Below are 20,556 nucleotides of genomic sequence, written 5' to 3' on the forward strand. Positions count from 1 at the left end.
CCCCCGACGCCCTCATCGGCCACTCCATCGGCGAGATCGCCGCCGCCCACGCCGCCGGCGTCCTCGACCTCACCGACGCCGTCACCCTCGTCGCCGTCCGCGGCCGCCTCATGCAAGCCGCCCGCAACGACGGCGCCATGCTCGCCGTCCAAGCCACCGAGGACGAGATCACGACCTTCCTGGCCGAGTACGAGGGCCGACTGACCGTCGCCGCGCTCAACGGCCCGGACTCCACGGTGCTCTCCGGTGACGAGGACGCCGTGGCCGAGGCCCTCGCGCACTGGACCGCTCTCGGCCGCCGCGCCAAGCGCCTGACGGTCAGCCATGCCTTCCACTCGGCCCACATGGACGAGGTCCTCGACGAGTTCCGCACCGCCGTCGCCGGCCTCACCTTCCACACCCCGAAGATCCCGGTCATCTCCAACGTCACCGGCCTCCCGGCCACCGGCGACGACCTCCGCTCCCCCGACTACTGGGCACGCCACATCCGCGGAACCGTCCGCTTCCACCCCGGCATCCAGCACCTCGAAACCAACGGCACCACCCGCTACCTGGAGCTCGGCCCCGACGCCGTCCTCACCGCGCTCGCCCAGGACACGCTCACCCAGCCCGCCGTCCTCGCGCCCACGCTGCGCAAGAACGCACCCGAACCCACCACCCTCGCCACCGCCGCCGCCCGCCTCCACACCGCGGGCCACACCCCCACCACCTGGCAGCCCGCGGCCCCCACCCGCATCCCCGAAGGCCTGCCCACCTACCCCTTCCAGCACGAGCACTACTGGGTCGAGCGGACGAACGGCGCCGGGTCCGACGTGACGTCCGCCGGGCTCGTCTCCGCCGGACACCCGTTCCTGGGCGCCCTCGTCACCCTCGCGGACAGCGACCAGCTGGTCCTGACCGGCCGGATCTCGCTGCGCACCCACCCCTGGCTCGCCGACCACACCATCTCCGGCGCCGTCCTCCTGCCCGGCACCGCCTTCGCCGACCTGGCCCTCCACGCGGCCGGTCACACCGACACGCCGGCCCTCGAGGACCTCACGCTCGAAGCACCGCTCGTCCTCCGCGAGAAGGGGTCGGTGGAGCTGCAGCTGGTGGTCGAGGCGGCGGCCGGCACCGACCGCCGGGCGTTCACGATCCACGCGCGCGCCGAGGACGCCGAGTCGTGGACCCGGCACGCCTCCGGCACCCTCTCCGCCGCCCCGGGCGGCACCGGGGCGGCCCGTGCTTCCCTGCCGTGGCCGCCGCCCGGCGAGCAGGCCGACCTGACCGGCCTCTACGAGGAACTGCACGCCCAGGGCTACGCGTACGGCACCGCCTTCCAGGGCCTCACGGCGGCCTGGCGCGACGGCGACGACCTGTACGCCGAGATCGACCTGCCCGAGGAGGCCGACGCCCTCGGCCACCCGGTGCACCCCGCGCTCCTCGACGCCGCGCTCCACCCGCTGCTGCTCGACCTGGTGGGCGGCACCCCGGAGACGGTGCGGCTGCCGTTCAGCTGGTCCGACGTGACCCTGCACGCGACCGGCGCCGCCCGGCTGCGGGTCCGGCTGACCCGGTCCGGCACCGACACGGTCACGCTGACCGCCGACGACCCCGAGGGCGGCCCCGTCATCGACGTCGGCGCCCTGCTGATCCGTCCGGCCGACGTCGGTGCCGCGTCCGCCGCGTCCGGGGACGGCTCGCACGCCCTGTACCGGGTCGACTGGCGGCCCGTGCCCGGCGCCGCCGAGGCCCGTGCGGCGGACGACGCCGTGGCCGCCGCGGCCGTGCGCGCGGTGGTGGGGCCCGACGTCATCGGCGTCGCCGACGCCCTCGGGGACGGTGCCGTGCGGTACGCCGACCTCGACGCGCTGGCAGCCGCCGACGGGCCCGTACCGGCCGACGTGCTCGTGCCGTTCACGCCGGGGCGTCCGCCCCGGGGCACGTACAACCCGGTGGCGATCGCCCGCGAGGCGCCGCACCGGATGCTGGGGCTGATCCAGCGCTGGCTGGCCGACGAGCGGTTCGCCGGCTCGCGGATGGTCGTCGTCACCCGCAACGCGGTCTCCACCCGCTACGACGAGTCGATCCGGGACCAGAGCCTGGCCGTGTGGGGTCTGGTGCGCTCCGCGCAGACCGAGCACCCGGGCCGGTTCCTGCTGGTCGACGTGGACCGGGACGAGGCCTCGTACCGGTCGCTCGGCTCGGCGCTGGACACGCCCGACGAGACGCAGCTCGCGCTCCGCCGCGGCACCGTGCTCGCCGCCCGGCTGACGCCGAACGCGCCCGAGGGGCGCCTCCCCGTCCCGGCGGGCAGCGCGGGCTGGCGGCTCGGCGCGACGGCCAAGGGCACCCTGGAGAACCTGGCACTGCTGCCCGCCGAGGCACCCGACGCGCCGCTCGCCCCGGGTCAGGTGCGGGTCGAGGTGCGGGCCGCGGGCCTCAACTTCCGCGACGTCCTGATCACCCTGGGCCAGTACCCGGGCGAGGCGCCGATCGCCAGCGAGGGCGCCGGATACGTCCTGGAGACCGGTCCCGGCGTCGTCGGCCTCGCGCCCGGCGACCGCGTGATGGGCCTGTTCACCGAGGGCGCGGCCGGACCGGTCGCGGTCACCGACCACCGGCTGCTCTCCCGCGTGCCGGCCGGCTGGTCGTTCACCCAGGCCGCCGCGACGCCGGTGGTGTTCCTGACCGCCCTCTACGCGCTGACCGACCTGGCCGACGCCCGCGCCGGGCAGACGGCGCTGATCCACGCCGCCGCGGGCGGTGTCGGCATGGCCGCGACGCAGATCGCCCGCGCCCTGGGGCTGGAGGTGTACGGCACGGCCTCGCCCGCCAAGTGGGACGCGCTGCGCTTCCAGGGCTTCGACGACGCCCATCTGGCGAACTCCCGCACCCTCGACTTCGAGCGGGAGATCCTGGCCGCCACCGAAGGCCGTGGCGTGGACGTGGTCCTCGACGCGCTCGTCGGCGAGTACGTCGACGCTTCGCTGCGGCTGCTGCCGCGCGGCGGCCGGTTCATCGAGATGGGCAAGGCCGACATCCGCGATCCCGAGCAGGTGGCGCAGGCCCACCCGGGCGTGGTCTACCGCTCGTTCGACCTCATGGAGGCCGGCCCCGACCGGATCCAGGAGATGCTGGCCGATCTCCTCATGCTGTTCGAGGCGGGCCGGCTCGGCCCGCTGCCGGTGGAGGCCTGGGACGTCCGGCGGGCCCGGGACGCCTTCCGGCACCTGGGCCAGGCCCGGCACACCGGCAAGGTGGTCCTCACCCTGCCGCGCGCCCTGGACCCCGACGGCACGGTCCTCGTGACCGGCGCCACCGGCACCCTCGGGCGGCTCCTCGCCCGCCACATGGCCACCCGGCACGGGATCCGGCACCTGCTCCTGACGAGCCGGCGCGGCCCCGAGGCGCCCGGCGCCGACGAGTTGGTCGCCGAGCTCGCGGAGCTCGGCGCGCGGGCCACCGTCGTCGCCTGCGACATGGGAAGCCCGGCGTCGGTGCGGCGGCTGTTCGCGTCGGTCGACCCGGCGCACCCGCTGACCGCCGTCGTGCACACGGCCGGTGTGCTCGACGACGGCACGATCGAGTCGATGACGCCGGAGCGGCTCGACCGGGTGGCCCGCTCCAAGCAGGACGCGGCCTGGCTGATCACGGACGAGATACGCGACCTGGACCTGGCCGCGTTCGTGATGTTCTCCTCGTTCGCCGGCGTCATCGGCAACGCCGGGCAGTCCAACTACGCGGCCACCAACTCCTTCCTGGACGGCGTCGCCGCGTACCACCGCTCCAACGGTCTCCCGGGCGTCTCGCTCGCCTGGGGCCTGTGGGGCGCGGACGGGACCGAGGGCGGGGACGGCGGCGGCATGGCCGGCGCGCTGGACGAGGGCGACCTGGCCCGGCTCGCGGGCGCGGGCCTCGCGCCGATCGACCCGGAGCAGGGCCTCGCGCTGTTCGACGAGGCGCTGACCACCGACGAGCCGCTGCTCGTCCCGTTGCGGCTCAACCCGCCCGCGCTGCGGGCCCGCGCCGAGGCGGGCACCCTGCCTCCGCTGCTGCGCGGCCTGGTGCGCTCGCGCACCCGGCGCGCGGCGGCGGGCCGGCCGGCCCCGGCGGGTGCCGGGTCGCTCGCGGAGCGGCTCGCGGCCGTCGACCCGGCCGAACGCGACCGGCAGCTCCTCGCGCTCGTGCGGGCCGAGGCGGCGGCTGTGCTCGGGCACGGCGCCGGTGACACGCTGGCCCCGGAGCGGGCGTTCAAGGACGTCGGCTTCGACTCGCTGACGGCGGTCGAGCTGCGCAACCGGCTCAACGCGGCCACCGGGCTGCGGCTGCCGTCGTCGCTGGTCTTCGACCACCCCACGCCGGCCGCCCTCGCGGCGCACCTGCGCACCGGTCTGTTCGGCGACGCCGAGCCGGCCGCGGCCCCGGCCGCCCGGCGCGCGACGCCGGCCGCGGCGGTGCCGGCCGACGAGGACCCGATCGCGATCGTCGGCATGGCCTGCCGCTACGCGGGCGGCGTCGCCTCGCCGGAGGACCTGTGGCGGCTCGTGCTGTCCGGTACGGACGCGGTGACCGACTTCCCGGAGGACCGCGGCTGGGACACGGAGGCCCTGTACGACCCCGATCCGACCCGCTCCGGCACCTCGTACACGCGGCGCGGCGCGTTCCTCACCGGCGCCGACCGCTTCGACGCGGCCTTCTTCGGGATCAACCCGCGCGAGGCGACGGCCATGGACCCGCAGCAGCGGGTGCTCCTGGAGACGGCGTGGGAGGCCGTGGAACGGGCCGGGATCGACCCGACGACGCTGCGCGGCAGCGACACGGGCGTGTTCGCGGGCGTCGTCGCCGGCGACTACGTGACCCGGCTCGGGCAGGCACCGGAGGCGGTCGAGGGCTACCTGGCGACCGGCACCACGGCGAGCGTGGCCTCCGGCCGCATCGCCTACTCCTTCGGTTTCGAGGGTCCCGCGGTCTCCGTGGACACGGCGTGCTCGTCGTCGCTGGTGGCGCTGCACCTGGCGGCGCAGTCGCTGCGGCAGGGCGAGTGCTCGCTGGCCCTGGCGGGCGGCGCGACCGTCCTCGCGGGTCCGACGAGCTTCGTCGAGTTCAGCCGGCAGCGGGCGCTGTCGCCCGACGGTCACGCCAAGGCGTTCTCGGACGCCGCGGACGGCACCGGCTGGGGCGAGGGCGCGGGTCTGCTGCTCCTCGAGCGGCTGTCCGACGCCCGCCGCAACGGCCACCCGGTCCTCGCCCTGGTGCGGGGCACGGCCACCAACCAGGACGGCGCGAGCAACGGCCTGTCGGCGCCGAACGGGCCGTCGCAGGAGCGGGTGATCCGCCAGGCCCTCGCCAACGCCGGCCTGACCGCCGACCAGGTCGACGCGGTCGAGGCGCACGGCACGGGCACGCGTCTGGGCGACCCGATCGAGGCGCAGGCGCTCATCAACACGTACGGGAGCGAGCGCGACGCCGAACACCCGCTCTGGCTCGGCTCGTTGAAGTCCAACGTCGGCCACACGATGGCGGCGGCCGGGGTCGGTGGCGTCATCAAGATGGTGATGGCGATACGCAACGGCCGGCTGCCGAAGACGCTCCACGTCGAGCGTCCCACGACGCACGTCGACTGGTCCGACGGCACCGTGCGCCTGCTCACCGAGGAGCAGCCGTGGCGCACCGCGGGCGACGAGCCGCGCCGCGCCGGAGTCTCGTCCTTCGGCATCAGCGGCACCAACGCCCACGTGATCATCGAGCAGGCACCGGAGGAGACCGACGCCATCGAGGAGACGGAACTCCCGGACCTGCCCTGGCTGTTGTCGGCGAAGACCGCCGAGGGCCTGAAGGACCAGGCCCGCCTGCTCCACGCGTACGCCACCGGACACCCCGAGGTCCCGGTACGGCAGGTCGCGGGCGCGCTCGCCGCCCGCACCCGCTTCGACCACCGCGCCGTCGTCGACGCGAGCGACCGCACGGCGCTGCTCGCCGGTCTCGACGCGCTCGCCGGGGGCCGGGAGGTGCCCGGCCTGGTGACCGGCACGACGGTGGGCCACGAGCCCGGCCGCGCCGTGTTCGTCTTCCCCGGCCAGGGCAGCCAGTGGCTCGCCATGGGCCGCGAACTCATGCGCGACAGCGAGGACTTCGCCGGGTACGTACGGGAGTGCGCCGAAGCGCTCGCCCCGCACACCGACTGGGACCTGACCGCGGTCCTCGCTGGCGACCCCGACGCCGCCCCGCTCGACCGGGTCGACGTCGTGCAGCCCGCGCTGTTCGCGATGATGGTCTCGCTCGCCCGGCTCTGGCGCCGGCACGGCGTGGAGCCCGCCGCGGTGATCGGCCACTCCCAGGGCGAGATCGCCGCCGCCTACCTCGCCGGCGCCCTCAGCCTCGCCGACGCCGCCCGGGTGGCCGCGCTGCGCAGCCGGGCCATCACCCGGCTCGCGGGCACCGGCGGCATGCTGTCGGTGCAGCTGCCCGCCGACGTGGTGCGGGAGCGGCTGATCGACGACACGTACGTCGCCGCGGTCAACGGCCCTGCCCTCACCGTCGTCTCGGGCGCCCCGCAGGCCCTGGAGACGCTCAAGGAGCAGTTCACCGACGAGGGCTTCCGGGCCAGGATGATCCCCGTCGACTACGCCTCGCACTCCCCGCACGTCGACGCGCTGCGCGACGAGCTGCGCGAGCTGCTCGGCGGGATCGAACCCCGCGCCACGGACGTGCCGTTCTGGTCCACGGTCACGCGCGGCCCGCTCGCGGGCACCGAGCTCACCGGCGAGTACTGGGTGCGCAACCTGCGCGAGCCGGTGCTCTTCGAGGAGACCGTGCGCGGGCTGCTCGCCGCCGGGCACACCGCCTTCATCGAGGTCAGCGCGCACCCCGTGCTGGTCCCCGCGATCCAGGACACCGTCGAGGAGGCGGGCGCCGCGGCGGTCGCGCTCGGCACGCTCCGCCGCGAGCAGGGCGGCCTCGACCGCTTCGGCACCTCGCTCGCCGAGGCGCACGTCACCGGCACCTCGCCCGCCGCGTGGCGGCCGGCGGTGCCGCCCGCGGACCCGGCGGGACCGCCGACGTACCCGTTCCAGCGGCAGCGCTACTGGCTGGAGGGGACCGGCGCGGCCGTCGACGCGGACGGCCTCGGCCTGGACACGGCCGGGCACCCGCTGCTCGGCGCGAGCGTCCCGCTCGCCGACTCCGGACAGATCGTGTTCACCGGCCGGGTCTCCCTGCGCACCCACCCGTGGCTCGCCGAGCACGCGGTCGAGGGCACGGCGCTGCTGCCGGGCACGGGCTTCCTCGACCTGGCGCTGCACGCGGCGGACCGCACCGGCGCGGACGGCGTCGAGGACCTCACCCTGGAGGCCCCGCTGACGCTCGCCGAACAGGGCGCGGCGGTGCTCCAGGTGACGGTCGGCGCGCCGGACGAGGCGGGCCGCAGGCCGCTGGGCATCCACTCCCGGACGGGTGACGACGCGGACTGGGTCAGGCACGCGACCGGCACGCTCGGCGCCGCTTCCCCCGCCGGCCCGGCATCCGCCGGGCACCGGGCCTGGCCGCCGGCCGGGGAACCGGTCGACCTCGGCGACGCGTACGGGGAGCTGCTCGCCCGCGGCTACGCGTACGGGCCGCTCTTCCAGGGCCTCACCGCGCTGTGGCGCGACGGCGACGACCTCTACGCCGAGGTCGAGCTGCCCGAGGACGCCGACGTCACCGGCCACTCCGTCCACCCGGCGCTCCTCGACGCCGCCCTGCACCCGCTGGCGCTCGCGCCGGCCGGCACGGACGGCTCCGGGGAGGCGGACGCGGACGGCTCCGGGGACTCCGCGGAGATCCTGCTGCCGTTCTCCTTCGGCGGCGTGCGGCTGCACCGCACCGGCGCGAAGGCGCTGCGGGTGCGGCTGACCAGGACCGGCGGGACGTCGGTCGCCCTGCGGCTCACCGACGCGGAGGGCGCGCCCGTCGCCGACGTCGAGACGCTGGCCCTGCGTCCGCTGCCGGCCGCCGAGCTGGCCGCGCTGCGCTCGCGGGGCGCGGCGGACCTGCCGCTGTACGCGGTCGACTGGGCGGCCGCCGGTCAGGCCGCTCCGGCGGCCCCGACCGGTCCGGTCCAGGGCGCGTGGGCGGTGCTCGGGGAGCACGGCGGCCCGATCGCCGCGGCGCTCGGCGACGCGCCCGTGTTCGCCGGCCCGGCCGAGCTCGGCGCGGCCGTCGCCGACGGCGCGCTGCGCCTGCCGGACACCGTCGTCGCCGTCCTTCCCACCACCGGGACCGCCGGCACGGGGACCACCGGCACCGGGACCGCCGGCACGGGGACCCTCGGCACCGTCCCGACGGGTGCCGACGTCCGGGCCGTGCTCGACCCGCTGCTCGCGCTGCTGCGCGACTGGCAGGCCGACGAGCGCCTGGCCGCCGGACGCCTCCTGGTGGCCGCGCGGGGCGCGGTCGCGGTACGGGACGGCGACACCGTCGACCCGGTGGCCGCCGCCGCGTGGGGCCTGCTGCGCACGGCGCGGAGCGAGAACCCGGACCGGATCGCGCTGGTGGACCACGACGGCACGGACGCCTCGCTGCGCGCCCTGGCCGCGGGCACCGGCCCCGGCGAGAGCGAACTCGTCCTGCGCGAGGGCACCTGGTACGCGCCCCGGCTCACCGCGCTGCCGGACACGCCGAGGCCCGGCAGCGGCTCCGACGCCGGAGCCGGGGCCCGGCCGTGGAACCCGGACGGGACCGTCCTGGTCACCGGCGGCACCGGCACCCTCGGCGGGCTCGTCGCCCGCCGGCTCGTCACCGGCCACGGCGTTCGGTACCTGCTGCTCACCGGCCGGCGCGGCCCCGCCGCCCCGGGCGCCACGGAACTCGCCGCCGAACTCACCGCGCTGGGCGCGGAGGTGCGGATCGAGGCCTGTGACGCAAGCGACCGCGACGCACTCGCCGCGCTGCTCGCCGGGATCCCCGCCGACCGCCCGCTCACGGCGGTCGTGCACGCGGCGGGCGTCCTGGACGACGGCGTGATCCAGTCGCTGACCCCGGAGCGGCTCGACACCGTGCTCGCCGCCAAGGCCGACGCGGCGCTGCACCTGCACGAGCTCACCCGCGAGCTGCCGCTCGCCGCGTTCGTCCTGTTCTCCTCGCTCGCCGGCGTGGTGGGCAACGCGGGACAGGGCAACTACGCCGCCGCCAACGCCCTGTTGGACGGACTGGCCGTGCGCCGCAGGGCCCTCGGCCTGCCCGCGCTCTCCCTGGCCTGGGGACTCTGGGCCGACGGCAGCGCGCTGACCGGTCACCTCGACGGGCGGGAACGCGACCGGCTCGGCCGCGACGGCGTCGTACCCCTCACGGCGGAGGACGGTCTCGCCCTCCTGGACCGCGCCCTGGCCGGCGCGCCGGCCGCCGTCGTCGCCGCCCGCCTGGACCGCGCCGAACTCCGGCGCCGCGCCGGGGCCGGGCTCCTGCCGCCGCTGTTCGGCGGACTCGTCCCGGCGCCCGCCCGCCGGGCCGCCGCCGCGACGCCGTCGGGCTCCCTGGCCGAACGCCTCGGCCAGGTACCGGAGAAGGAGCGCGAGCGCCTCGTCCTGGACCTGGTGCGGGAGACCGCCGCGCTCGTCCTCGGCCACAGCGACACCGGCCTCATCGACGACGACCACTCGTTCAAGGAGCTCGGCTTCGACTCCCTGACGGCCGTGGAGTTCCGCAACCGGCTGAGCGCGGCCACCGGGCTGCGGCTTCCCGCGACCGTGGTCTTCGACCACCCGTCGCCCGCAGCGCTGGCCACGCTGCTGCGCACCCGGGCGGAGGAGGCCGCGGCGAAGGCGGCGGCCGCGCCGGGCACGGACCCGGCCGCCGGCGCCGACCCGCTCGCCGGGCTCGACGCCCTGGAGAAGGCCCTCGCCCTGACACCGGAGGCCGACACCGACACCCGTACGGAGGTCGGCAGGCGACTGCGGGAGCTGCTGAGCGGCCTGGAGGCCTCCGCCTCCACGGCGGCCGCGGCGGCGGACTCCCCGAAGGCAGGCCCCGAGGACGTGGCCGCCCGGATCAAGTCCGCCTCGGCGAGCGACCTCCTCGACCTCATCGACAGCGAATTCGGCAGGAAGGCCCGGTCGAAGTGACGACGACGCCGACGACTACGGACAGCACCACCCGGACGGACAGCACCGGGACGGACACCACCGCCGAACCCGCCTCCCAGGAGGAGCGGCTGGTCGAGTACCTCAAGTGGATCACCGCGGACCTGCACAAGACGCGGCAGAAGCTCGCCGAGGCCGAGTCCGCGGCGCGGGAGCCGATCGCCGTGGTCGGCATCGGCTGCCGCTACCCCGGCGGCGTGCGCGGCCCCGAGGACCTGTGGCGGGTCGTGGACTCCGGCACCGACGCCATCGGCGGCTTCCCGGAGGACCGCGGCTGGGACCTCGACGCGCTGTACGACGCCGACCCCGACCGCTCCGGCACCTCGTACACCCGCAACGGCGGCTTCCTGCCGGACGCCACCGAGTTCGACGCCGGCTTCTTCGGACTCAGCCCGCGCGAGGCGCTGGCCACCGACCCGCAGCACCGGCTGCTCCTGGAGACCACCTGGGAGGCCCTCGAACAGGCCGGGCTCGACCCGCGCGAGCTGCGGGGCAGCCGGACGGCGGTCTTCGCGGGACTGATGTACAGCGACTACGCGGCACGGCTCCCCCGCATCCCGGAGGAGGTGGAGGGCTTCATCGGCAACGGCACCGCGCCGTCGGTGGCCACCGGCCGCATCGCGTACACCTTCGGGTTCGAGGGCCCGGCCGTCACCGTCGACACCGCCTGCTCCTCCTCCCTGGTCGCCATCCACCTGGCCGTCCAGGCCCTGCGCCAGGGCGAGTGCTCGCTCGCCCTGGCGGGCGGCGCGACGGTCCTGTCGACGCCCGGCCTCTTCACCGAGTTCAGCCGGCAGCGCGGCCTGTCCGCCGACGGCCGCTGCAAGTCCTTCGCGGCCGGCGCCGACGGCACCGGCTTCGGCGAGGGCGCGGCCCTGGTCGTCCTGGAGCGGCTGTCCGACGCCCGCCGCAACGGCCACGAGGTGCTCGCCGTCATCCGCGGCAGCGCCGTCAACCAGGACGGCGCGAGCAACGGCCTCACGGCGCCCAACGGGCCCGCCCAGGAAGCGGTGATCCGCCAGGCCCTCGACAACGCCCGGCTGGCCCCCGCCGACGTCGACGCCGTCGAGGCCCACGGCACCGGCACCACGCTCGGCGACCCGATCGAGGCACAGGCCCTGATCAACGCGTACGGGCAGGAGCGTTCCGCGGACAGGCCGCTGTGGCTGGGCGCGCTCAAGTCGAACATCGGTCACACCCAGGCGGCGGCCGGCGTCGGCGGCGTCATCAAGATGGTGATGGCCCTGCGCAACGGCGTCCTGCCCCGCACCCTGCACGCGGACGAGCCGACACCCCACGTGGACTGGTCGGAGGGCGCGGTCCGGCTGCTGTCCGCGCCCCGCCCGTGGCCGGCCGAGGAGGGCCGGCCGCGCCGGGCCGGCGTCTCCTCCTTCGGGATCAGCGGCACCAACGCGCACCTGATCCTGGAGGAGGCCCCGCAGGAGGAGCCGGAGGACGCGGAGGCCGCGGAACCGGCCGGTGCCCCGGGGACGCCGGCGGCCGCCGAGGCCGCCGGGACTTCCGGGACCGACGCGGGTGCCGCGCTCCCGCTGCTCGCCTGGCCGCTGTCCGGCCGTGGCGCCGGAGCCCCGGCCGCGCAGGCACGCCGGCTGCTCGACCATCTGACGGAGCGGTCCGGTCCGACCGCCGCCGAGGTGGCGCGGACCCTGGCCGCCCGGCCGGCCCTGGAGGACCGGGCCGTCGTCCTCGGCGAGGACCGCGAGGCCCTGCTGCGGGGCCTTGAGGAGCTCGCGTCCGGCGGCCGGTCCGCGGCCGTCGTCCGGGGCAGAACCGAGCGCCGTGCGCACACCGCGTTCCTCTTCACCGGCCAGGGCAGCCAGCGCCTCGGCATGGGCCGCGAACTGTACGGCTCCCACCCGGTGTTCGCCGCCGCCTTCGACGAGGTGTGCGCGCTGTTCGACCAGCACCTGGAACGGCCGCTGCGGGACGTCGTGTTCGCGGCGCCCCGCACGCCCGAGGCCGCGCTGCTCGACCGCACGCGGTACGCGCAGGCCGCCCTGTTCGCGCTGGAGACGGCGCTGTTCCGGGTGATGGAACACCACGGTCTCGTACCGGACTTCGTGATCGGGCACTCGGTGGGCGAGCTCGCCGCCGCGTACGCGGCGGGCGTGCTGACGCTCCAGGACGGGGTGGCGCTCGTGGCCGTCCGCGGCCGGCTCATGGAGTCGGCGCGCGGCGACGGCGCCATGGTGTCGCTGCAGGCCTCGGAGGAGGAGGTCGAGGCCTTCCTGGCGGGGGGCGCGGAGGGCTTCGCGGGCCGCCTCTCGATCGCGGCGGTCAACGGGCCCCGGTCGGTGGTCGTCTCGGGCGACGCCGACGCGGCGGCCGAGGCGACGGCGCACTGGCGGGCGCAGGGCCGCAAGACCAAGCGGCTGCGGGTCAGCCACGCCTTCCACTCGCACCACATGGACGGCGTCCTGGAGGAGTTCCGCGAGGCCGTCGCGGCGCTGTCCTTCGAACCGCCGGTGATCCCGCTGGTCTCCAACCTGACCGGCCGGCCGGCGAGCGCGGAGGAACTGGGCGACCCGGACTACTGGGTGCGGCACGTCCGCGAGGCGGTCCGCTTCCACCCGGGCGTCCGGCACCTGGAGGACGAGGGCGTCCGGCTGTACGTGGAGCTCGGCCCGGACGGCGTCCTCGCGGCGCTCACCGCGCAGAGCCTGCGCAAGGAACCGCCGGTCCTGGTCCCGGCGCTGCGGGGCGACCGCCCCGAACCGCGGACGCTGCTCTCGGCTCTCGGCCTGGCCTGGGCGCACGGCCGCCCGGTGGACTGGGCCGGGCTCGCCCCCGCGGGCGGGCGGGTGCCCCTTCCCCCGTACGCCTTCCAGCGGCGTCCGTACTGGCTGCACGCCCCGGCCGTACGGCTCGCCGAGGAGCCGGCGGCCCTCTCGACCCCGGCGCGGGACGGCGACTCCGAAGTCGTCGATGCCCTCGGAGGCCCCGTCCCGCGCCGGAACCTCGCCGGGCTCGCCCCCGCGGAGCGGGAGGCGGAGCTCCTGGAGCTGGTCCTGTCCACGGCGGCGTCCGTGCTCGGGCACGACTCGGTCGCCGAGATCGCTCCGGACGCCACCTTCCTGGAGACCGGCTTCACCTCTTTCACCGGACTCGAATTGCGCAATCTGCTGGCCGAGGCGACGGGTCTGGAGCTCGCGGCGACGCTCGCGTTCGACCATCCGACGCCCGCGGAGCTGGCCGCCCGGCTGAGCAGGGAGATCGGCGGGGAGGCAGGATAGAATCGGGGCTATACCCCGCTTATGGTGCCGCTGCCGTCACCGACGGCGGCGGCACCGTTCGAGCACGGCTGAGGAGAAGACAGCACGATGCGCGCAGACGCCCGCCGCAACTACGAGCGACTCCTGGCCGAGGCCAGGAAGGCCTTCGACAAGCACGGCATCCACACCTCGCTCGACGACATCGCCAAGCAGGCGGGCCTGGGCAACGCGACGCTGTACCGCCACTTTCCCACCCGGGAGGCGCTGCTCGAGACGATGCTCCGGGACAGCCTCTCCGAACTCGGCGGTACCGCACGGGAGTTGCTGGCCACGGAGCCGGCCGGCGAGGCCCTCGCGACCTGGGTCCGGGCGGCGGTGGCGCACGCCACCACGTACCGGGGACTCGTGACCCTGCTGATGGACAGCCTCAAGGACGAGACGTCCGAGCTCAACAACGCCTGCACGTCGATGCAGTCGTCAGGTCAGCAGCTCCTGGAGCGGGCGCAGCGGACCGGCGAGGTACGGGACGACATCTCGGCGGCCGCGCTGTTCGCGCTGATCGCCGCGGCGGCCTGGACCCGGGAACACGCCCCCGACGAGGCCGACCAGGTCCTGACGGTCCTGATCGACGGCCTCTGGCCGCCGCGATCCTGACCCACTCGGCCAGGACGCGCACGACGGGCCGAGAGGGTCCGCCGGGCTCTGGGCGCGCCAGGGCTCTGGGCGCGCCAGGGCTCTGGGCGCGCCAGGGCTCTGGGCGCGCCAGGGCTCTGGGCGCGCCAGGGCTCTGGGCGCGCCAGGCCCGGCGGGCCGAGAGTGCCCAGGGCCCCGGGCGCCCGGCCCGCCGGGCCGAAGGGGCCTGCCTGGGGCCCGGGCCGCCCCAGGTGCACGCCAGGACCCCGGGCGCCCGGCCCGACGGGCCGAAGGCGCCCGCCAGCACCCGCCCGACGGGCCGAAGGCGCCCGCCAGGGTCCCGGGCAGGCACGGACCGACGGGCCGAAGGTGCCCGCCACGGTCCCGGGCAGGCACGGACCGACGGGCCGAAGGTGCCCGCCACGGTCCCGGGCGGGCCCGGTCCCGGCGGGCGGTTCTTCGCTAGCGCGGCAGCCGGGCGAGCCTGCCGGTGATCAGGGCGACGAGCTCGTCGGTGCGGTCCGCCAGGTAGAAGTGCCCGCCGCCGGGGACGATCGTGCAGCCGAACTCCCCCGTGGTGTGCGCCTGCCAGGCACGCGCCTCCTCCTCGTTCACCCGCGGGTCCCGGTCACCCACGACCACTTCGACGGGTACCCGGACGACGGCGTCCGGCTCCGGGCGGTAGGTCTCGATCGCCCGGTAGTCGGCCCGCAGCGGCGGCAGCACGAGCTCCCGCATCTCCGGGTCGGCGAGCAGCTCCGACGAGACCCCGCTGAGCCGTTCCGTCTCGGCGATCAGCGCGTCGTCGTCGAGCAGGTGGAAGGCCTCCGCCCGGTGCGTCGACGGCGCGCGCCGCCCGGAGGCGAACAGCACCGAGGGCTCGCTCAGCCGCGCCGCCTCGAAGGCGACGGCGGCACCCATGCTGTGCCCGAAGTACGCCGGCCGGCGCCCCGCCGCCCACGGCGTGATCGCCGCGACGACGGCGGCCGCGATCTCCCGCACGTCCTCCATCGGGGTCTCGCCCCTGCGGTCCTGCCGCCCCGGATACTGAACGGCCAGCACCTCGATCCCGGCGGGGGCCAACAGCCTCGAGAGCCCGTGGAAGTAGGCGGCCGACCCACCCGCGTGCGGGAAGCAGACCAGCGGGGTCCGCTCCGGCTCCCCCGCCGCAGGCGGATGGAACCGCCTGATCCACGCGTCGCTGTCGACCATGAGCCCCGTCATCCCTGCACTCCTCGCATCGGCTTCCCTGAGAACGAGCCATCCTCACCCACCCCCCTTAAGCCCCGATTGCGCCCGCCCCGGGCTCCTCCCCCTCCCTCCGCCCCGCTGCTCCCGTCCACGGCGTCAACCGTTTCGTCAGCGGATGATCTCCACCGGCACGGTCGGGTGAATATCCACCCCCTGGCGGGCGGCGTCCGTGCGGGCCAGTGACCGGGAGCGGGCGGGGGTCGTTGGCTCGGGCGGAGCCGGACCGCCCGGCCCGCGCGCCGGCGGCCGTTGCCGGTGCGTCGCTCTCTCTGGTGGCCCTTCCCGCACCGAAGGACCCCGGGCCGAGGAGGCCGCCATGTCCCAGGAAGCCGCGCCGGAGCAGCCCGTCCAGTCGTCGGGCGGCGCCCCGAAGGGGCTGCTGCAGCAGATGGAGGAACTGATGGCGGCCCTGAACGCCGACCTGTCCCAGCTCGACGCCGACCTCCAGTCCTCCGCCGGCTCCCGCCCGACGGCGCAGCGGGACGACACCCCCGCCTAGCCCCAGTCCGGGCCGGACTCGCCCCGCCGGTGTGCCGGTCGGCGGAGGCGGCACGATGGGGATCACGGCAAGGGTGCCGCCCCGGCCTGCTCGGCAGCGCACCCTGCCGCCCCGAGTTCCGCACGCTCTCCCTCGACGGAAACGCCCTGTGCTTCGCGACCACATGGGAGCACGACATCCGTGCCACCGGCGAGCCCGGCGGCACGCCGCCGGGCTCGACCACCGGGAGGAGTTCCGTCAGCTGGTCGCCGGTGATCGAGTCGAATCGGGAACTGTCAATCCTGATCAACAGCACCCGGCAGACCCTTGACGCAGCGTAAGTTCATGTCTGCAGTGGCGATCGCGTCACGAGTCAGAAGTCCCTTTCGCATCGGAAGGGAGGTGACATGGCTCGACACAAGAAGCCGCGCAAGAAGAAGGCCCTGAACGTGAGGCTCCTTCTGTCGCTGATCTCAGCAGGCGGCCACCTGCTGGCACTGATCGACCGCGACGGAGCCCCCTGATCAGGGCCCTTCTCGGGCCCCGGGACGGCATGCCGTCTCGGGGCCTCCTCATGTACGACCCAGCGTACTGTCCAGTGCGCCGGGTCCGTGACGCCAATCTAGCAAGGTAGTACCACCTTCGTAGCGGCTCTACGGGATTTCCCGTGGCGTTCCGAACCGGCTTTCCGCGCTCTCGGCGGCGTGTTTTCCCGCGTAGCAAGCGACCCGAATTCCCCTGCGGGAATCGGCTGTAAGAATTCTTCCGTACGAGCAGCCTTGCGTCGTCCCTGGTCAGCAGCGCCCGGCGAGGGTCTGGCCGGCGTACGAGGCACCGGTGGACGGACGGCCGAAGCCGCGTCAGCTCAGCGTGAGGGGCCGGGACTCGGGCCCGCCAGCCCGGCGAACGGGGCATGCCGATGGGTGCTCCCGCTCCCAGTCCGGCCCGGTGCCGTCGTCGCGGTGATCGCGATCCGGCTGGTCTTGATCCCCCAGGTCTGGGCCCGGTGGCATATTCACGGCATGAGACATGTACGCAGGGTGGGGGCCGCGGTCGTGATGGCTGCCGCGGTGGTGCTGGTGTCCGGGTGCTCCGGGGGTGACGGCGACTCGGCGAAGGGGTCGGGGGCGGATCCCGCGGTGGTCAGCGAGACGCCGCCGGTCGACGTGGCCGTCGAACCGACCACGGAGGAGCCGGTCACGGAGGCGCCGAGCACGCCGGCGACCCCGCAGGAGGAGCTGGACGCCCTGGCGGCGGAGAAGGGCTGGGAGGTCGACGACCTGTACGCGGGCTCGGCCTCGGCGTTCGTGGAGGACATCTGCGAGTCGCTGCCGACGAGCGGGGCGGACTCCACGTCCCGGCCCCAGTGGCTGGCGGAGTCGGGCAACTTCGAGGACGACGGCAAGGCGATCCTGCAGGCGGGGATCCCGAAGCTGTGCCCGAAGTGGTCGGCGGTCCTGAAGCAGGCGGTGTCGGGGAAGTACGACCGGTGGTTCGGCAACGGCACGTACGTGGTGTCGTCGAAGCCGGCCGCCGACGGCGGGGACCAGACGATCCCGCCGGGCACGTACCGGGCGGAGGGGAAGATGGAGAACTGCTACTGGGAGCGGACGTCGGAGTCCGGGGACATCATCGACAACAACTTCGCGACCTCCGCGCGGAAGATCACGATCACGATCCGCGCCTCGGACGGCCAGTTCACGTCCGAGGGCTGCACGGTGTGGAAGCCGGTGAAGTAGCGACGCAGCCTCGCGACCGCTGCCGGACGGCGGCGACCGCCGCGGCAGCGGGGCGCGGGGCCGTGACGGGGGACGCCGCAGCAGGCTGGGCGGGTAGTGCGGCCCAGCCGGGCCCGTCTGCGTGGCAGAGCCGCCATGCGCGATGGCGACTGGCCGGCAGGGCACGGGCCCTTGGGCCGTCCTTCTCAAGGGGCGGGTCGCAGCCACTTGTTGATGGCCGCTACGAGGGCGTTCGCCTCGTAGCGGAACGGGAGTACGCCGCAGCAAGCGGCAAGGGCACCTAGCGGCTTGCCGGGCCCGCTCGGCCTCGGGCCGGGTCGGGCGGGCGGTCGCGGTCGCGGACGGCGAGGCGGCGGAGCATCGCGCGGACCCGGTCGCCGGCCTCGTCGGCGGCGTCGATGGCCTCGATGCACTGCCAGTAGAGTCCTTCCTCGTCCGTGGCGCAGGCCACGCCCACGAGGGCGATGCCCACCTCGCCGAGGAGCGCGCCTAGCGCGGTCAGGGCACCGCGCGCGTCCCCGACGCCGGTCAGCTGCGTGGCGCGCAGCCCGCCGGTGCGCAGGACGGGGTGGTCCACCGAACCGCGCCCGCCGACCGTCTCGCTCAGCCCCCGTGCCTCGCTCCGCAGCTCCAGCGGGCCGCAGAGCGCGAGATGACTTCCTATCGCCTGGGCGAGGGCCTGGGCCTGCCAGGCCTCCGCCACGACGTCCAGCGCCACACGGCTCTCTGCCAGCGCATGCCGACCTGTCGCGATCAATCGCTCCGCTTCCATCAACGCCGCCCCCGTTCCCCGGACTTACCGTGCTTACCGCTCACTCATTCCATTACCCAGCGTGAGGCCGACTGAGCCCAAACACCAGGGGAATTCGGAAATCTGTGGACAGGAGGCCCGGTGGGGAAAACTCGATCACTCCGAAGAGTGACGATCGGAGTCCCCGGGACCCTCGGCGTCCTCTGTGCGGCCGCCGCGCACCGGGAAGCGGAGTTCGTTGCGGTCGATCTTGGCCGCGAGTGCCGCGAGCGCGTCGATCTCCAACACCTCGCAGAACTGGAGCAGATAGGCGAGGACGTCGGCGACCTCGTCGGTGACCCGGTGCGCCCGGTCCGGGTCGGTCATCACCCGGGCCGCCTGCTCGGGCGTCAACCACTGGAAGATCTCGAGGAGTTCGGCGGCTTCGACGCTCAGCGCCGCGGCCAGGTTCTTCGGGGTGTGGTAGGGCTGCCAGTCGCGGGCCGCGGCGAAGTCCGCGAGGCGGCGCTGCAGGCCGGGCACGTCATGTTCGGTCACGCCCCAGGTCTACCACCGAGACCACGTCCGCATCCCCTGCCGCCGCGGCCGCCGGGAGTTCGGTGCCCTCCCCCACCGTCGCGACGAGCCGCAGATGGCCGCTCGCGCAGATCTCCGCCGCGAGGGCGAGCAGCGCGCGGGCCTGCCGGACGTCCAGGTCGCGGTCGAGGCCGTCGGCGAGGACGGTGAGGGTCTGCATGGCCTGGGGCACCTCGGCGACCGGGTCCATCGCGAGCACCCCGGGGCCGGTGAGCAGGACGAGTCCGAGGGCGAGGCAGCGCAGTTCGCCGTCGCCCAGGCGGCTCAGCGGGGTGGCCGGCACCGACCCGCGGTGGGCGCGTTCGAGGACGGCCTGGACGAGGGAGCCGTCCGCGGTCTCGCGTAAGCCGACGGCCGACACCGGACCCGCGCAGGCCGCGGCGGCGAGCGCCGTGAGGCGGGCGTGCCGGCGGGCGCACTCGTGGGCCGTGCGGTGCAGCACCTCGGCGAGGTTGCGGCAGTCGCGCCGCAGCCGGCCCGCGCCCACCGGCACGGGTGCGCGCATCCGCCGCGGCCGCGGGTCGCAGGGGAAGACCGAGCGCAGCCCGACGACGACCTGTTCGGCGGCGGCGAGGACGTCCCGCTGTCCCTGGGTCTTGCCGGCGACGCGCAGCGGGAGCAGGGCGGTGCCGAGGAGGTCGTCAGGGAAGGGCGCGCGGGTGACGGGCGTGCTGCCTGCGGTGTGCCATTCGGCGTGGACGGTGCCGCGGCCGGGGTCGCGCAGGGCGGTGGTGAGGAGGGTGCGGCCCTGGCCGGTGAGGCGTTCGCCGACGATCCGCAGGGCGGGTTCGACCTGGACGGCGAGGTCGAGGTGGACGGGGCCCGCGGGGCCGTCGACGGTGCAGCCGATCCGGAAGCCGCGCCTGCCCTGCGCGTCGGGCCGGGCCCGCTCCGGGACCAGGTCGGCCGCGTCGGGCAGTGCTTCGGCGAGCCCGGCGCCCGCGCCGAGCAGCGCCAGCACCTCGTACGCGCGCAGGGCGGTGGACTTGCCGCTGCCGCTGGGGCCTCGGAGCACGGTCACGGGTGCGAGCGGGAGCACGTTCCCGCGGTGCGGGCCGAAGGCGGAGAGCCGCAGTTCGGTGACGGCGGGCCGGGCCCCCGTCAGCGGACCGCGCCCGCCGCCCCGCGCGGCGGAGGCCGGGGCGGGTACGGGCAGCGGTCCCGTGGCGGGGGCGGGGCCGCGGGCGCGTCCCTGTGAGGGGACGAACCCGGGCGCCGCGGGACCGGGCGTGCGGCCGGCCGTGGGGCGGTACGTGCGGTCGGGGGCGGTGCCGCCGGTGGTGGTCATGTCCGGACGGTACGCAGCCGCCCGGACGACGAACCGTTACGGCTGGACGACCTTCCTACGAACGAGGGATCGCGCCCTCGTCGGCGTCCTCGGTGCCCCCGGCGTTCTCGTCCGCCGCGCCCTCGACCTCGGTGCCGGCCGGGGCGAGGAGGAAGACGTTGCGGTCGACGCGGTGCATGCCGCTGCCGAGTCCGAAGACGACGCCGCTGCTGAAGTCGAGGATGCGCTTGGCGACCTCGGTGTCCGCGCTCGTGAGGTCGAGGAGCACGGGGATCTGGGCGATGAGGTACTCGGCGACCTCGCGGGCGTCGGCGAAGACCTGGACCCGCAGCACGACCATGCGGCGCTGTTCGGCGGCCTCGTACTGGTCGGGGATGGTGGGGTGGTCCACCCTGGACGGCCATTCGTCCCGGCCGCGCAGGGGCACGACCTGTGCCAGGCCCTCCCACTGCTCGTCGGTGACGTCGTACCTCTCGTACCTACTCATGCGCCCATCCTCCCGTTCCTCAC

At 75.5% G+C, this 20,556-nt stretch carries 10 protein-coding genes; 5 read left to right on the forward strand and 5 right to left on the reverse strand.

What is annotated here, in order from left to right:
• Positions 1 to 14: 14 nt before the first annotated feature.
• From ACFY8W_RS36575 to ACFY8W_RS36585, 3 genes are all read left to right on the forward strand, one after another.
• Positions 15 to 10,079: an SDR family NAD(P)-dependent oxidoreductase gene (locus ACFY8W_RS36575; protein WP_391115386.1), complete on the forward strand. Its 10,065-nt coding sequence runs from the start codon at positions 15 to 17 to the stop codon at positions 10,077 to 10,079.
• Positions 10,076 to 13,351 carry a beta-ketoacyl synthase N-terminal-like domain-containing protein gene (locus ACFY8W_RS36580; RefSeq protein WP_391115194.1) on the forward strand — a complete coding sequence of 1,092 codons (3,276 nt, stop codon included), beginning with the start codon at positions 10,076 to 10,078 and terminating at the stop codon, positions 13,349 to 13,351. Before ACFY8W_RS36575 ends, ACFY8W_RS36580 begins: the two co-directional genes overlap by 4 nt.
• 87 nt (positions 13,352 to 13,438) lie before the next feature.
• Positions 13,439 to 13,984 (forward strand): TetR family transcriptional regulator, encoded by a 546-nt coding sequence (locus ACFY8W_RS36585; protein WP_391115198.1) that lies wholly within the window; start codon positions 13,439 to 13,441, stop codon positions 13,982 to 13,984.
• Between the two features lie 441 nt (positions 13,985 to 14,425).
• Here the strand turns inward: ACFY8W_RS36585 and ACFY8W_RS36590 are convergent, their stop codons facing one another.
• Complete coding sequence (locus ACFY8W_RS36590; protein WP_391115199.1) at positions 14,426 to 15,187, reverse strand: alpha/beta fold hydrolase; 762 nt, start codon at positions 15,185 to 15,187, stop codon at positions 14,426 to 14,428.
• 343 nt (positions 15,188 to 15,530) lie between these two features.
• Between ACFY8W_RS36590 and ACFY8W_RS36595 the strand changes: the two genes are divergently transcribed.
• Positions 15,531 to 15,713, forward strand: a complete 183-nt coding sequence (locus tag ACFY8W_RS36595; protein WP_391115202.1) for a hypothetical protein — start codon at positions 15,531 to 15,533, stop codon at positions 15,711 to 15,713.
• Positions 15,714 to 16,714: 1,001 nt separating this feature from the next.
• Positions 16,715 to 17,431 carry a hypothetical protein gene (locus tag ACFY8W_RS36600; protein WP_391115205.1) on the forward strand — a complete coding sequence of 239 codons (717 nt, stop codon included), beginning with the start codon at positions 16,715 to 16,717 and terminating at the stop codon, positions 17,429 to 17,431.
• 280 nt (positions 17,432 to 17,711) lie between these two features.
• Here the strand turns inward: ACFY8W_RS36600 and ACFY8W_RS36605 are convergent, their stop codons facing one another.
• From ACFY8W_RS36605 to ACFY8W_RS36620, 4 genes are all read right to left on the reverse strand, one after another.
• The gene (locus tag ACFY8W_RS36605) at positions 17,712 to 18,203 is read right to left on the reverse strand and encodes a DUF6099 family protein (RefSeq protein ID WP_391115208.1); all 492 of its coding nucleotides are present in this window, start codon (positions 18,201 to 18,203) and stop codon (positions 17,712 to 17,714) included.
• Between the two features lie 135 nt (positions 18,204 to 18,338).
• On the reverse strand, positions 18,339 to 18,719 hold the full coding sequence (locus ACFY8W_RS36610; RefSeq protein WP_391115210.1) for a MazG-like family protein: 381 nt from the start codon (positions 18,717 to 18,719) through the stop codon (positions 18,339 to 18,341).
• A complete protein-coding gene (locus ACFY8W_RS36615; protein ID WP_391115212.1) occupies positions 18,706 to 20,046 on the reverse strand; it encodes an ATP-binding protein in 1,341 nt (446 codons plus the stop codon). The genes ACFY8W_RS36610 and ACFY8W_RS36615 overlap by 14 nt, the downstream gene beginning before the upstream one ends.
• A gap of 55 nt (positions 20,047 to 20,101) precedes the next feature.
• The gene (locus ACFY8W_RS36620; protein ID WP_391115215.1) at positions 20,102 to 20,533 is read right to left on the reverse strand and encodes a cell division protein SepF; all 432 of its coding nucleotides are present in this window, start codon (positions 20,531 to 20,533) and stop codon (positions 20,102 to 20,104) included.
• Positions 20,534 to 20,556: the final 23 nt, after the last annotated feature.

The organism is Streptomyces sp. NPDC012637 (genome assembly GCF_042954805.1).
Lineage (GTDB): Bacteria > Actinomycetota > Actinomycetes > Streptomycetales > Streptomycetaceae > Streptomyces.